Genomic DNA, 13,919 nt, shown 5'->3' with positions numbered 1-13,919 from the left:
TATAAAAAAGGATATATTGCTGCAGTACAAAACAGGCAGCAGTGTATAATCAGCAAAGAAGCATTTCCACAAGAAATACGGTCATACAGCAGAAGATGCTGACTTTAAAGAGGTTGGCTCCACGCCATGCAAAAAAGATCCCAACGAGCAAAGCCAGAAAACCCGATAGAGGCGTCTGCGCTGCGGATAAAATAGCAGGAAAGGTCATCACTGCCAAAGTGACATAAGGAACATAGTAGAGAAAAGAACTGACATATTGATTCTGGATTTGTTTTCTCACTAAGGTGAGGGGCAGGACTCGGATTGCGTAAGTAACACCTGCCATGATAAATAAGTAAATATACACGTTATGATTCATCTGTCACATCCACCTCTTTCTTGGAAACCGGGAACAAGATCGCCGCAAGCCCCGATAGGATCACTGTCAGGAAAATGGTACGAGTACCTGCCGACATATGGGCCAGCGGCGGCAGCTTTTCGGATATAAAACTTAGAACAAAGCTTACGATGACCAATACAGTCAAAATCTTATCTTTCCGTCCCGGCGGAATGATTACTGCTAAGAACATTCCATATAACGCAACACTCAGTGCACTTACTGCACGAAGAGGAAGTACATTTCCAGCTACAACGCCGATAATTGTGCCGACTGCCCAGCAGGGGATGGCGATGAGTATTGCACCGAAAGTATAGTATGGGTTCAGATAGCCTGGACGAGAAACAGAAATCCCGAAAATCTCGTCTGTGACGGCATATCCAAGCAGCAGGCGGTGATGAATCGGCGTATTAGGAGATAGCTTCTGGCTCAGAGCAAAACTCATTAACAGATATCGGGCATTTGTGATCAGTGTTACAAGTAAAACCTCCAAGTATGTGGCATCTGCTGCGATCAGTGCGAATCCCGCATATTCTCCGGCTGATGCGTTATTCAAAAGACTGGCCAAAAACCCCTGGAAGGCATTAAGCCCTGCGTTTCGAGCTGCAATTCCTAAAGTAAAGGATACTGCAAAGTAACCCACTGCTATCGGAATACCGGCATTCATTCCTTTTTTTAATGCTATAATATTCGATGAGAAAGTACGGTCACTTCTATCTGACATTTTGAATGCATTCTTCTGAATCTCATCGTTCATATCTCCAATCATCCCCTCCAAATATGTATTTTGTTTAATTTTAAGTCGGATATTGCTATTTGTAAAACGAATAATTATAATAATATCATTAGATAATCTTATGAAAGGGAAAATTGAAATGCTCTCACGATACCACGTTTTTTGTAAGGTAATTGAAAATAAAAGTTTTACAAAAGCAGCAGAAGAACTCGGATATTCGCAAAGTGCGGTAAGTCAGATGGTAAAAGCTCTGGAACAGGAGCTTGGAACACACCTTGTAATTCGAGACAAAACAGGAATCACACTGACAAGAGATGGGGAAAGCTATTATCCATCTATACAGAGAATCTATCATTCGGAAAATTTGCTTGGAAAGAAACAAAGGGAAATGAATGGTCTTGAAGACAGCATCATACGGATTGGCACATTTACCAGCATCAGTCGAAATGTCCTGCCACAGCTGATGCAGCAGTTCAAGGAAGGATACCCCAGTGTTCATTTTGTATTACAGCAGGGAGAGTATACGAGTATCAGCCAGTGGATCAGAGATGACAGCGTGGACTTTGGATTTACCAGTGAAACAATGAGCGATGGATTAGTTACAAGACCCTTATATGAAGATGAGATGGTTCTGGTTTTGCCTGAAAATCATCCTCTTAGCAGCCAGGATAGTGTTTCCTTAAAGCAATTGACTAAGTTTCCCTTTATTCTTCTTGATGAGGGAGAGTGCAGTGTATCCCTGGAGGCCTTCCAAAAACAGGGACTTGCACCAAATATTGAATATAAGGTATATGATGACTACTCCATATTAGCTATGGTCAGACAGGGGTTGGGAATTTCTATCTTATATCATCTGGTTATCGCCGGGTTTGAAGATGGACTGGTGATAAGACGTCTGGATCAAACGCCGAAACGCACCGTTGCCCTCACATGGAAGAACTGGGATACAATGTCTTTGGCTGCCAGAAAATTTGCTGAATTTGTAATCAAAAGAACGCCGGAAATCGTATGCGGGCTGATCAGCTAGAGAAAAGGGGGACAGAGGATCGGCAATGTCTTCACACAAATACCATTGTTTTCAAGGAGGATTACATATATGAGAAAGAAGATACTGAATTACTATGAAAATGCATCTTATTATAAGAAACTAAAATTTCTTATAGATATGGTTCTGACTGCTGTGACATTATTGGTGTTATCAATTGGGATAATTTGTGTTGAGATGATCTCAAAAGAGATATATGAGCGAAATCAGGAAAAACTGTTTATGATGACGTCGAATATAGAAGAAAAATTTAAGAGTGTGGAAGGGGTAATTACAGAAATTCATCAAAACAAAAATATACAAGATAATCTGACATATTCAAATCAAAAATCAGAAAATTTGAATCTTACAAGTATGCGCAGGGAATTGAATTGGCTGTCAGCCGATCAAAAATATTTTGAAAGTCTTATTATCCTTAATCAAAGAGATGAATACATGGTAGGTACTATATATGATAAAAGTGATTTTTTTCAGAACATGTCGCTAGAAGAGATTGCTGCTTTGGTAAAAGCAAAACCCAGACATGGTGTCTGGATGTTTGACAGGGACTTAAACGAAGCAATTTATGTGCACAGTATATATAATACAAGAGATAACCAGATGAAGAATATCGGTACTGCGATTATAAAGGTGAACATATCTTTTATCCAGGAGATACTAGACAACTCGGGTGTTTTTACGGATGCAGATTTTTTTGTACTGGAGATGGATGGACAATATTTTTCAACAAATCTGTCTGGTTATCGTTCATATGTGAATTTTATAGAAAATATTAATTGGAAGGGACAGAAGAAATCATATTCATTTCATAATGTTAATAATCATTATTATTATGTGCTTGAAAGTAATATGGAATCAAATTCAAGGGAATTTAAATGTTATTATTTTCTGCTTAATAAACAAATGATCAAAAAGGTAGTTTAGATCACGCAGATTTTTCTTCTTATTATTCTTGCAGTGTTGACCCTGGGAAGTAAATTACTAAATAAGTCGCTTGAGCGTCTGATTTCACCGATCAATGAATTGGCAAGGCTGATGAGTCAGTTCAAGGAGAGAAAAGACTACGACAAACTTAAGAATCTACAGATTCCTCAAGTGGCTATGAGGCGTAATGATGAAGTGGGGATCTTATATCAGAGTTTTAATAATTTGATCAATCAGATTGAGGAATTAATTATTAATGATTACAGAGCAAAGCTGTTGAATCAGGAAATAGAATATCGATTCTTACAGGCTCAGTTAAATCCACATTTTTTATATAATACATTAAATTCAATGAATTTTATGGCATTAAAAAATGGTGACTCGGAATTGTCGGGGGTGATAACTTCCCTGGCATTTTTACTACGAAATAAATTAGATAACAATAGCCGATTTGTAAGTGTTGAGGAGGAGCTTGGTGTCATACAGGCATATATAAAAATTCAGAAATTAAGATTTAAGACCCGTTTGACCTATACATCCGATGTTCAGGAAGAGACAAAGGTATGTAAAATTCCACGGCTTATTATTCAGCCATTAATCGAAAATTCCGTGAAATATGGGGTAGAGAAGGTAAATCGACCCATGGAGATAAAGTTGAATGTATATTTCGACTGTTTGAAATTAGTCATCAAAGTATGTGATAACGGTCCTGGATTTAAAAAGGATATAGAAAATCAAAAGCGGGAGAACAAATCAATAGGTTTGGGACTTAAAAACATTCGAAAACGATTGGACCTGTTATATAGTGGAAAAGCGAAACTTGAAGTTGAATCAATACCAGATAAACATACGACAGTTATAATTTGTATTCCACAGGACAATCAGTGATTGCCTGTAGAGCGATAATCATGGAGGAACCAATGAGAAGGTATAAGATGATTGTAATTGACGATGAGGAGATTAGTGCTGACGGGGTTAGTATGTTAGTTGAACAGAGCGGATTAGCGGTTGATATGGATGGAGTGTTCTATTCGAGTATTGAAGCATTAAAATACTTGAAGGAAAATTCGATTGATATTGTTATCACAGATATTAGTATGCCAGAATTATCGGGGCTGGAAATGATCGAAAAAATGAAGGAGGCTAATTCACGTTCACTTTTTATTATTCTGACAGGGTATGGTAGCCTTGAGTATGCCAAAGAAGCTATGCGATATGGAGTACGACATTTTTTATTAAAACCATGCTCGCCATCAGAATTAAAGGAGAGCATATCAGAATGTATGGGAGAAAGGGACAGTCAGGCACAGGAACGTTTTCTCCGCTTGAAAGAGGTTATAAAACGGCAGATTCTAAATCAGAATATCAAAAATGAAGAAAATAATATTCTTACGGCATCTTTTCAGATGTTGATGTATGAGGAAAGATATTATGAATGTATACATGGAGATTTAGAAACGATATTATATGACAGAGAATATGGATTTAGCAATATCAAGGGAACAATGATCTATTATGTAGATAATACGATTTCGATTTTACCTGGACTTAAGAAAATTGCAAAAAGGCATTCGCGGGAAAGAATTGTGATCTATTATTGTGATTCAGGTAGAGAACTGACAGTAGAAGAAATTTTTAAGCAGGGTCGAAGTATGTTTGCATATGGTTTTTATACTGATGAATCTTGTGTTATAGAGGCTGGAAAGGTCGGTGAAGAGAAAGAGTTACAGAATTTTCAATTAGAATTACCCTTCCGTAAGGTTACAAAGTTATTGGAAAAAAATGATTTTTCTGAGGCGAGAGATCAGTTTGGGAAAATCTTGAAGGTTTGTAGAGAAAGGAAGGTACCACCACAAAGACTTTTGGAACTAACCGAAAAATTTTGCAGAGAATGGATGAAAAATTTCGGTGAGGAAGCAATTCAAGCGGGAATAGTTAAAGAGATTCTGACGGTGAGTAATAGTGAAAAATTAAAGGATGTACTGGATAAAGTTATACAGGTGTTGGGTCAATATAAGGTGGGTGAGCTTGCTGATGGAAAAATATCCGAGAACTTAAATTTAATTATTGAAAGGTATTATAATATAAGTGAATTATCCCTGAAATGGATATCTCAGAACTTACTGTATCTCAATCCAGAATATATGGGAAAGGTTTATCAAAAGGAAACCTCTCAGAAGTTTACTAGTAAATTGTTGGAAATAAGAATGAAAAAAGCAGAAGAATTTATAAGGGATGAAAGACGAGTCTCTGAGGTGGCTAGCCTAGTGGGGTTCGAAAACAATCCTGATTACTTTGGTACCCAATTTAAAAAGGTATATGGCTTGACACCTTCTCAATATGGGAAAAGGTTAAAAATGAACAAAAAGAATAATTAATGTTTGGTCTATAGTTTTTATCTCTGCAGAGGCTCTGGAAATAAACCAGAACCTCTGTTTTTTAAGGAATTCACACCTTTTTTTATCTATTATAAGTCAGGTGACTAGTTTAGAATATAGTTAACTAAAATAAATGGAGGAGAAAAAGATGAATAAGAAAAATACACTTTTTAGGGCTGGATGTGTAGCGCTGGCAATGGGAATGTTGCTGAGCGGCTGTGGTTCAAATTCTGGAGCAAACAAGGATAACGGTGACGGCAATAAGGACAATAAGACAACGATAAGAATGTCATGGTGGGGGAATGATGACAGGCATAAGGCAACCTTAGCTGCTATTAAGAAATTTGAGGAAAAGAATCCGGATATTAAGGTTAAGGCAGAGTATGCTGGTTGGGATGGTTTTCAGGAAAAGATGACAACACAGATTGCTGGAGGAACTAATCCCGATTTAATGCAGATTAATTATGACTGGTATCAAGCGTTTTCACCAGATGGAAATGGTTTTTACGATCTGAATAAATTAAAAAGCATCATCGATTTTTCGGGATACAGCAAGGAAACTCTGGAACCAGGAGAAATAAACGAAAAATTGAATGGTATATCGTGTAGCGATAATGGTTCCGTTATAGTTTTAAATAAAACTACATATGACAAATTTGGTGCTGAAATCCCTACAGATTGGGATGGGTTTGTTGAGGCTGCTAATAAATTTGATGAGGGCTATTACCCATTAATAGCGCCTCAAGTTGAGTTTATGATGATAAATATATATTTATCTCAAAAGACTGGAAAAGCATTCTTATCGGATGATGGAAAAATTCAAGTAAGTAAAGATGATCTGCAAGATGGTTTTGACTGGTATCAATCCTTGATAGATAAAAAAATTGTTCCGACCGGAAAAGAGGTTTTGGAAATTGCAGGGAAATCTGATCTGAGTACAGTTAAAGAATTTATTGAGGGTAAAATCGCAGGATGTATGACATGGCCGGCACAGGTGTCAAGTCTGGAATCTGTATTAGAAGAGACAAATCAGGAACTAGTGGTCGCGAAATTTCCGACAATAGAAGGGGCAAAAACATCAGGTATTATAAAGAAACCATCTATGCTATGGTCAATCTCTAAAGATACTAAACATCCAAAAGAGACCGCTAAGCTGTTAAACTTTTTAATAAATGATCCAGATGGCATCAAAGCCTTAGGTACTACTCGTGGAGTTCCATCTAATGAAAATGGTTTTAAAATCCTTAAGGATGATGGGAAGATTGATGGAGTTTCGGAGGATTTGTTTGATTATGTCAAAAATACTGATGGAATAACTGAGAGTCCTTTCTTTGAAAGAGCACAGATATCAGAGGTTTACCAAGACGCGACAGAAGCTTTTACACTGGGAGAGATTGACTCTGAAAAAGCTGCTGAACAAACGATCTCGGGAATAAAGGAAACCATTAAAACAATTAATAATAAGTAGGAGATCATATGAAGAAAGAGCAAAAAAAGGTTAAGGGGAAAAGAAAATATACTGGATTAATTTATATAGCACCCTGGCTGATTGGATTTTGCATTTTTACTTTATACCCATTTATAAGTTCGTTGGTGTTAAGTTTTACCAATTATGATTTGATATCAAAGCCTAAATTTATTGGAATTGATAATTATATAAAATTATTCACTGGGAATAAAGAATTCACAAAATCACTGATTGCAACTTTAAAATATGTAGTTTTAACTGTTCCTGCACAGCTTGTATTTGCTTTGTTTATTGCATTCATATTAAATTTTAAATTAAAAGGAATTAATCTATATAGAACGGCTTATTACATTCCCTCTATTTTAGGAGGAAATGTTGCAGTTTCTATTCTTTGGCGTTTTTTATTTTCAGGGAATGGATTGGTTAATCAGATACTGGAAACGATAGGTTTGAAATCAGTTGGTTGGTTATCAAACCCGACAGCAGCTATGCTTTGTATTGCAATACTGAAGGTCTGGCAATTTGGTTCATGTATGGTTATCTTCTTGGCTGCTCTAAAAGAAATACCAACAGAACTTTATGAGGCAGCGCAAGTTGATGGCGCCAAGAAATGGACCATATTCTTTAAGATTACAGTTCCTCTTATTACACCAACAATATTTTTTAATCTTGTTATGCAGTTAGTTAATGGGATGCAAGAATTTAATGCACCTTACTTAATTACTCAAGGGGGACCATTAAAGTCAACATATTTGGCAAGCCTGATGATTTATGAGAATTCATTTAAATTTTATAAGATGGGATATGCCAGTGCAATGAGCTGGGTGTTATTTATCATTATAATGGTTTTAACAACAATTCTGTTCAAATCATCAAATAAATGGGTTTATTACGCAGATGAAGGGGAGTAGACAATGCAGACACAAGCGATTCAATCAACTTCGGTGCACCACAAAAAGAAAATTAGATGGAGTACATTTTTCCGATATGTTCTTTTAACAGTAATTGCATTTTTAATGTTATACCCTATTATTTGGTTACTTGGAGCATCATTTAAATCGAATGCAGAGATATTTTCTTCAATAGGATTTTGGCCAAAACATTTTAAGTTTGATGCTTATGTAAATGGATGGAAGACTGGAACAGAGTTTACCTTTGGGACTTACTTTATAAATAGTTTTAAGATTGTTATTCCGAAAGTGATTTTTACTTTGATTTCATGCAGTCTGACGGCATATGGATTTGCCCGTTTTGAGTTTCCATATAAGAATGTACTCTTTGGCTTTGTTATTGCAACTCTGTTTTTACCAGCTGTAGTAACAAGAATTCCAATGTATATTTTATGGAAAAATTTAGACCTGTTGGATACTTATGTTCCATTAATTGCAAATACAATATTTGCTCAGGAACCGTTTTTTGTGTTTATGATGGTACAATTTATGCGTGGGATCCCACGAGAATACGATGAGGCAGCAATTATAGATGGGTGCAATTCTTTTCAGGTACTTATCAAGATATTGTTGCCCATACTGAAACCAGCTTTAGTAAATGTGACCCTATTTCAGTTTTTATGGTCAATCAATGATTTTTTGACACCATTAATTTATATTTCAAGTGTCGAGAAATATCCAATTTCTATTGCACTTAAGATGGCTATGGATACATCAGGGGGTGTTACACCTTGGAACCAAATTATTGCGATGAGTATAATTGGATTATTACCTTCTATTATTTTATTCTTCCTTGGAAGTAAACAATTTATGGATGGAATACAGGCTGGGGGAATTAAAGGTTGAAAGAACTAAGATAACTCAAAGTATTTACATGAAAAGTTAATTCTAAGAACCCATTTTGCAACTAAAAAAGTTTAGGAAGCAAAGTGGGTGCTTTTTATTAATGGAATTGATATTTCATCTATGTTACAATAACCACTATGTAATAGTTTTTTTGCATATATCAAAAAACAGATAGAAATAAGGAGAAATAACTTAATGAAACAATCGTTAGCTGTAAAAAACATACGTTACTTAATTACCTGTGATACAGAGGATCGGGTGTTGGAACATGTAAACTTATATGTAGAAAATGGTGTGATCAAAACCATTACGGATGAAGAGATACAGGCGGATGAGGTGATAGACGGCACTGGCATGTGTGTTTATCCGGGTCTCATCAACGCACATCATCATCTGTATCAAATCTTTACCCGGAATCTGCCGCAAGTCCAAAATATGGAACTCTTTCCGTGGCTGGTATCGCTGTATGAACTCTGGAAAAATATTGACCAGGATGTCATCTATAAAACATCACTTGTTGGTATGGGAGAGCTTGTAAAAAATGGCTGTACAACCTGCTTTGATCATCACTATGTCTTTCCGGAGGGGCAGTCAGATTTAATAGATACACAATTTCGTGCCGCACAAGAACTAGGGATACGAATGCATGCATCCAGGGGAAGCATGTCCCTGAGTAAAAAAGACGGCGGTCTTCCGCCTGACAGTGTAGTACAGGAAACGGATGAGATTATCCGGGATTCCCAGAGACTTGTAGAAAAGTTTCATGATCCAAATCCATATTCCATGAGGCAGGTTGCTCTGGCACCTTGCTCGCCCTTCAGTGTAACACCTGAGCTGATGAGAGAATCCGCAAAATTGGCAAGAAGTCTGGGAGTACGTCTTCACACGCATCTGGCAGAGACGAAAGATGAGGAGAAATTCACATTAGAGACTTATGGAATGAGACCGCTGGCTTATATGCAGAGTCTGGGATGGATAGGCAAAGATGTCTGGTTCGCCCACGGTATTCATTTTAATGATGAAGAAATACAACTTCTGGCCGATACGGGAACAGGGGTAGTACATTGTCCAATATCAAATATGAAATTGTCATCTGGAACAGCCAGAATTTCAGATATGCTGAAACTAGGAGTGCCTGTAGGTCTGGGAGTCGATGGAAGCGCAAGCAATGATGGATCCAACCTTCTGGAAGAACTGAGAGTCGGTTATCTTCTGCATAGATTAAATGATGGAAATCGGGCGCCATCTGGATATGATATGCTTAAACTTGCAACAACAGGCAGTGCCTGTGTCCTTGGAAGAAACGATATAGGCTCAATTGCCAAGGAAAAAGCAGCAGATTTCTTTATGGTAGATTCCAATAGACTGGAATTCGTAGGTGCCATGGAAGATCCGAAGTCCGTTCTTGCAACAGTAGGCCTGAAAGGCCCTGTGGATTATTCCGTGATCAATGGAAAAATTGTTGTCAGCAAGGGACATTTAAAAACAATTGATGAAGAAAAAACACAATACGAGGCTGATAAATGTTTTCAGAAATTTATTAAAAAAAAATAATAAGAGGAACATAAAAGGCTGCGTGTGATTTACAGGTCAAAATATGGAGTCATGAGCAGCCGCAGATGGGTTAATATACCAATCCTTCCCTAAAAAACACTTGACTTTTTATGATAAATATCCTATTATATAGAAAAGTAAACACGTTTACCTAGAGACTATAGTCAAATGACACATTGGTGATTAAAGAAAACCTTGAGGGAATGGAGAAATTATGGAGAAAATTCAAGTAAAGAATGTTTATAAGGTTTTTGGCCCGTCACCTAATCAGATGCTTCATTTTCTGGAGGAAGGAGAGGACAAAGAAACTTTGTTTAAGAAGCATCAGCATACTGTAGGAGTCAACAATGTATCCTTTACAGTGGAAGAAGGAGAAATTTTTGTGATCATGGGCTTGTCCGGGAGTGGAAAATCAACTCTGATTCGATGCATGAACAGGCTTATTGAGCCGACTAGTGGAGAAGTTTACATAGATGGAGAAAATATTATAACTGCGAACCGGTCCCGGCTGACAGAGATACGAAGAAAGAAAGCGGCAATGGTTTTTCAAAACTTTTCACTTTTTCCACATCGGAATATCCTATGGAACGTCGCCTATGGTCTGGAAGTTCAGAAAGTAAATGCTGCGCAGCGAAACAAAAAAGCACTTGAGATGCTCCAACTGGTGGGGCTTCAAGATTACCAGAATGTAAAGCCTGGGGAACTCTCAGGGGGTATGCAGCAAAGAGTCGGACTTGCCAGAGCACTTGCCACTGATGCCGATATCTTGTTGATGGATGAGGCCTTCAGTGCACTGGATCCTCTCATAAGAAAGAACATGCAGAATGAATTGCTGGAACTGCAATCGCAGATAAAAAAAACCATTCTGTTTATTACGCATGATCTGGATGAGGCATTGAAAATTGGTGATAAAATTGCAATCATGAAAGATGGCTGTATCATACAGATTGGAACACCAAAAGAGATTCTCTGTCAACCTGCAGACGATTATGTCAGAACTTTCACGCAAGATATCAATCAAAATGAGGTTATCTTTAAGACAAAAGTTCCTGCGAAGATGATGAGAAAGGAGGAAATCTGACATGTCCTTTCTCTTAAAGATTCCAATCGGTGATTATGCCGAGAAGGCTGTTGACTGGCTGACACTCAACTTTTCCGGATTTTTTGACGGGGTAAAAGTAGGACTGGAAAGTATCATTGAAGGAATCAGCTGGTTTTTAATGCTGATACCAATTTTTCTATTTGTCGCCATTATCATGTTGGCTGCATGGTGGTTGTCAGGGACGGGCCTGGCTATCTTTTCAGGGATTGGTCTGCTGCTTATAGATAATCTGGAATTATGGCAGCCTGCTATGGAAACAGTAAGCCTTGTTATTACAACGACATTGATTGCCATGGTGATTGGACTGCCTGTTGGAATCTGGATGTCTTTAAGCAACAGAGCAGAGAGAATCCTGCGCCCGATTCTGGATTTTATGCAGACAATGCCGGCATTTGTTTATCTGATTCCAGCGGTTTATTTTTTTGACTTGGGAACAGTTCCGGGTGCAGTATCCACAGTTATTTTTGCCATGCCGCCGATTATTCGGCTGACGAACCTGGGTATCCGGGAAGTTTCGGGCGATCTCGTGGAAGCTGCAAAGTCTTTTGGATCCACCACATCACAGATGCTTTTTAAGATTCAGGTTCCTCTTGCCATGCCGACAATCCTGGCGGGGCTCAATCAGACGATCATGCTTTCGCTTTCGATGGTTGTCATCTCCGCAATGATTGGTGCGGACGGGCTTGGCAAGATTGTACTGCAGGGTATTACACAGATGAGACTGGGAGATGGTCTGGAAGGGGGAATAGCCGTTGTCATTATCGCCATGATTCTGGACAGACTGACACAGGGATTGGGAAAGGAGAATAATAAATCGGGTAGAATGTTTATCAGGTTACGGTTGAAGAAGCAAAATCCCTAAGGAGATTATTATGGAAAAGAGAGTGTTGGCAGCAGTTTTATCATTAGTAATTCTTATGACCGGATTGACGGGGTGTGGGAAGAAAAAAGAGGAAGGAAAAACAGTAAATCTTGCCTATGTAGACTGGTCTGATTCTGTCGCGATAACAAATCTTGCAGCGGCTGTGCTGGAAGAAAAGATGGGGTATGATGTGGACATAAAGATGGCGGACATTGCTCCTATCTTCACCTCCGTGGCGAGTGGGAACACGGATGCTTATCTGGATACTTGGCTTCCTGTCACGCACAAGAGCTATATCGAGAAATATGGGGATGATATGGTGGATCTGGGTCCTGTTTTTGAAGATGCGCTTCTGGGTTTTGTGGTTCCGACCTATGTGGATATTGATAGTATCGAGGATCTAAAAGATCAACAAGAACTGTTTGACGGCAAGATTATCGGGATTGATGCAGGTGCGGGACTTATGCTTGCAGCCGAGGATGCGCTGAAAGATTATAAGCTGGATTATAAATTGATTAACGGAAGTGCGGCAAGCATGACAGCAGCTCTTGGCAAGGCGATCAAAGAACAAAAGCCTATTGTTGTCACTGGATGGACGCCTCACTGGATGTTTCATAAATGGGACCTTAAGGTACTTGAGGATCCAAAAGAGTCGTTCGGAGAAAAAGAAACGGCCTATAAATATGTCAGAAAAGGTCTGGCAGAGGATATGCCGGAGGTAAATGCATTTTTTAAAAAGTTTTATCTGAAGAATGAAGATCTAAATAATCTGATAGAGGCAATTGAAGCCGATGAGAGTGATCCGCTTTCTGTTTCCAAAGAGTGGATGAAGGAACACGAGGAATTAATCAACAGTTGGCTTAAGTAAATTCCTTGACGAGTGCATCAAAAAAAGATAAGATTAAAAAATGAGTTAATGTGTTCACAAAACAAAAAAATATGCAATTGGATCATATATATGGCTGTTTATGAAAAAGGGATTGAGACAAAACGACGTTTTATCTTGTCGATGTATAATAAACTAAGAGAAAGGGATGCCTCAACGATCACCGTCAGGGAGATCGCAAAGGAAAACAATTGCTCTCCGGCCGCACTGTATAAGCATTTTGAAAGTCTGGAATATCTGATTGTTCTCGGCTCCATCCGATTCTTTATTGACTATATGATTGAATATGGTCAGCTGATGGACAACGATGATAACCTGATGGACGCTTATATTCAAGGATGGATGTTATATAACAAATATGCATTTGACAGGCCGGATTTGTTTTACAGACTCTTTTGGGGTGAATATAACACGCTGTTCGCCGATGCACTGATGGAATATTATGAACTGTTTCCGGTGACAGGATCAGAGCGATATCCGGCTTATTACTATACACTTCTGTTCTCAGATAATGTTATTGAGCGAGATTTTCTGATCTTAAGGCGAGCTGCAAATTATAATCTTCTGTCAGATGAAGATGCTGAGTATTTCAGTAAAACGAATACCTTGATAGTGAAGGGAATGCTGGAAATGTATATGGGGCGCGATCTGAGAGAAAGAAGACAGGGAGAGCAGGAATGTAATCAGCTGCTTCTTAAAAATCTTGAAAAGGTATATGTTTTGGAGAAACATAGGCCTGAAGGTGAGGAGGGATAGAGATTCAAATTGCATGTTCGTGAGCACATTACCTTT

The 13,919-nt window shown here is 38.2% G+C and carries 14 protein-coding genes; 12 read left to right on the top strand and 2 right to left on the bottom strand.

The window, feature by feature from the left end; all coding sequences use genetic code 11:
- Positions 1-49: 49 nt before the first annotated feature.
- A complete protein-coding gene (locus INP51_RS14745) occupies positions 50-358 on the bottom strand; it encodes an AzlD domain-containing protein (protein WP_193735532.1) in 309 nt (102 codons plus the stop codon).
- The gene (locus INP51_RS14740; protein WP_408610555.1) at positions 348-1,100 is read right to left on the bottom strand and encodes an AzlC family ABC transporter permease; all 753 of its coding nucleotides are present in this window, start codon (positions 1,098-1,100) and stop codon (positions 348-350) included. Before INP51_RS14740 ends, INP51_RS14745 begins: the two co-directional genes overlap by 11 nt.
- Positions 1,101-1,233: 133 nt before the next feature.
- Here INP51_RS14740 and INP51_RS14735 point away from each other — a divergent pair, with 133 nt between their 5' ends.
- From INP51_RS14735 to INP51_RS14680, 12 genes are all read left to right on the top strand, one after another.
- Positions 1,234-2,139, top strand: a complete 906-nt coding sequence (locus INP51_RS14735; RefSeq protein ID WP_230406821.1) for a LysR family transcriptional regulator — start codon at positions 1,234-1,236, stop codon at positions 2,137-2,139.
- A 69-nt stretch (positions 2,140-2,208) separates the two neighbouring features.
- Positions 2,209-3,081, top strand: coding sequence for a cache domain-containing protein (locus INP51_RS14730; protein WP_193735531.1), 873 nt, complete (start codon positions 2,209-2,211; stop codon positions 3,079-3,081).
- A gap of 33 nt (positions 3,082-3,114) precedes the next feature.
- On the top strand, positions 3,115-3,969 hold the full coding sequence (locus INP51_RS14725) for a sensor histidine kinase (protein WP_193735530.1): 855 nt from the start codon (positions 3,115-3,117) through the stop codon (positions 3,967-3,969).
- Positions 3,970-4,001: 32 nt separating this feature from the next.
- Positions 4,002-5,459, top strand: a complete 1,458-nt coding sequence (locus tag INP51_RS14720) for a response regulator transcription factor (protein WP_193735529.1) — start codon at positions 4,002-4,004, stop codon at positions 5,457-5,459.
- 148 nt (positions 5,460-5,607) lie between these two features.
- Positions 5,608-6,927, top strand: a complete 1,320-nt coding sequence (locus tag INP51_RS14715; RefSeq protein WP_193735528.1) for an ABC transporter substrate-binding protein — start codon at positions 5,608-5,610, stop codon at positions 6,925-6,927.
- Positions 6,928-6,935: 8 nt separating this feature from the next.
- Complete coding sequence (locus INP51_RS14710; protein WP_193735527.1) at positions 6,936-7,838, top strand: carbohydrate ABC transporter permease; 903 nt, start codon at positions 6,936-6,938, stop codon at positions 7,836-7,838.
- 3 nt (positions 7,839-7,841) lie between these two features.
- A complete protein-coding gene (locus INP51_RS14705) occupies positions 7,842-8,723 on the top strand; it encodes a carbohydrate ABC transporter permease (RefSeq protein WP_193735526.1) in 882 nt (293 codons plus the stop codon).
- 195 nt (positions 8,724-8,918) lie between these two features.
- Complete coding sequence (locus tag INP51_RS14700; protein ID WP_193735525.1) at positions 8,919-10,277, top strand: 8-oxoguanine deaminase; 1,359 nt, start codon at positions 8,919-8,921, stop codon at positions 10,275-10,277.
- A 214-nt stretch (positions 10,278-10,491) separates the two neighbouring features.
- Positions 10,492-11,358: a quaternary amine ABC transporter ATP-binding protein gene (locus tag INP51_RS14695; protein ID WP_193735524.1), complete on the top strand. Its 867-nt coding sequence runs from the start codon at positions 10,492-10,494 to the stop codon at positions 11,356-11,358.
- A gap of 1 nt (position 11,359) precedes the next feature.
- Positions 11,360-12,241: an ABC transporter permease gene (locus tag INP51_RS14690; RefSeq protein ID WP_193735523.1), complete on the top strand. Its 882-nt coding sequence runs from the start codon at positions 11,360-11,362 to the stop codon at positions 12,239-12,241.
- Positions 12,242-12,251: 10 nt separating this feature from the next.
- Positions 12,252-13,109: a glycine betaine ABC transporter substrate-binding protein gene (locus INP51_RS14685; RefSeq protein ID WP_193735522.1), complete on the top strand. Its 858-nt coding sequence runs from the start codon at positions 12,252-12,254 to the stop codon at positions 13,107-13,109.
- A 90-nt stretch (positions 13,110-13,199) separates the two neighbouring features.
- The gene (locus INP51_RS14680) at positions 13,200-13,883 is read left to right on the top strand and encodes a TetR/AcrR family transcriptional regulator (protein ID WP_193735521.1); all 684 of its coding nucleotides are present in this window, start codon (positions 13,200-13,202) and stop codon (positions 13,881-13,883) included.
- Positions 13,884-13,919: the final 36 nt, after the last annotated feature.

The organism is Blautia liquoris (assembly GCF_015159595.1).
Taxonomy (GTDB): Bacteria; Bacillota; Clostridia; order Lachnospirales; family Lachnospiraceae; genus Novisyntrophococcus; species Novisyntrophococcus liquoris.
This window is presented reverse-complemented; position numbering and strand designations above follow the sequence as displayed.

Excerpts from the sequence above, each read along its gene's own strand:
- INP51_RS14740 (WP_408610555.1), bottom strand. The coding sequence starts at position 1,100 with ATGTCAGATAGAAGTGACCGTACTTTCTCATCGAATATTATAGCATTA.
- INP51_RS14735 (WP_230406821.1), top strand. The coding sequence starts at position 1,234 with ATGAAAGGGAAAATTGAAATGCTCTCACGATACCACGTTTTTTGTAAG.
- INP51_RS14720 (WP_193735529.1), top strand. The coding sequence starts at position 4,002 with ATGAGAAGGTATAAGATGATTGTAATTGACGATGAGGAGATTAGTGCT.
- INP51_RS14705 (WP_193735526.1), top strand. The coding sequence starts at position 7,842 with ATGCAGACACAAGCGATTCAATCAACTTCGGTGCACCACAAAAAGAAA.
- INP51_RS14745 (WP_193735532.1), bottom strand. The coding sequence starts at position 358 with ATGAATCATAACGTGTATATTTACTTATTTATCATGGCAGGTGTTACT.
- INP51_RS14715 (WP_193735528.1), top strand. The coding sequence starts at position 5,608 with ATGAATAAGAAAAATACACTTTTTAGGGCTGGATGTGTAGCGCTGGCA.
- INP51_RS14680 (WP_193735521.1), top strand. The coding sequence starts at position 13,200 with ATGGCTGTTTATGAAAAAGGGATTGAGACAAAACGACGTTTTATCTTG.
- INP51_RS14700 (WP_193735525.1), top strand. The coding sequence starts at position 8,919 with ATGAAACAATCGTTAGCTGTAAAAAACATACGTTACTTAATTACCTGT.
- INP51_RS14685 (WP_193735522.1), top strand. The coding sequence starts at position 12,252 with ATGGAAAAGAGAGTGTTGGCAGCAGTTTTATCATTAGTAATTCTTATG.
- INP51_RS14730 (WP_193735531.1), top strand. The coding sequence starts at position 2,209 with ATGAGAAAGAAGATACTGAATTACTATGAAAATGCATCTTATTATAAG.
- INP51_RS14690 (WP_193735523.1), top strand. The coding sequence starts at position 11,360 with ATGTCCTTTCTCTTAAAGATTCCAATCGGTGATTATGCCGAGAAGGCT.
- INP51_RS14695 (WP_193735524.1), top strand. The coding sequence starts at position 10,492 with ATGGAGAAAATTCAAGTAAAGAATGTTTATAAGGTTTTTGGCCCGTCA.
- INP51_RS14710 (WP_193735527.1), top strand. The coding sequence starts at position 6,936 with ATGAAGAAAGAGCAAAAAAAGGTTAAGGGGAAAAGAAAATATACTGGA.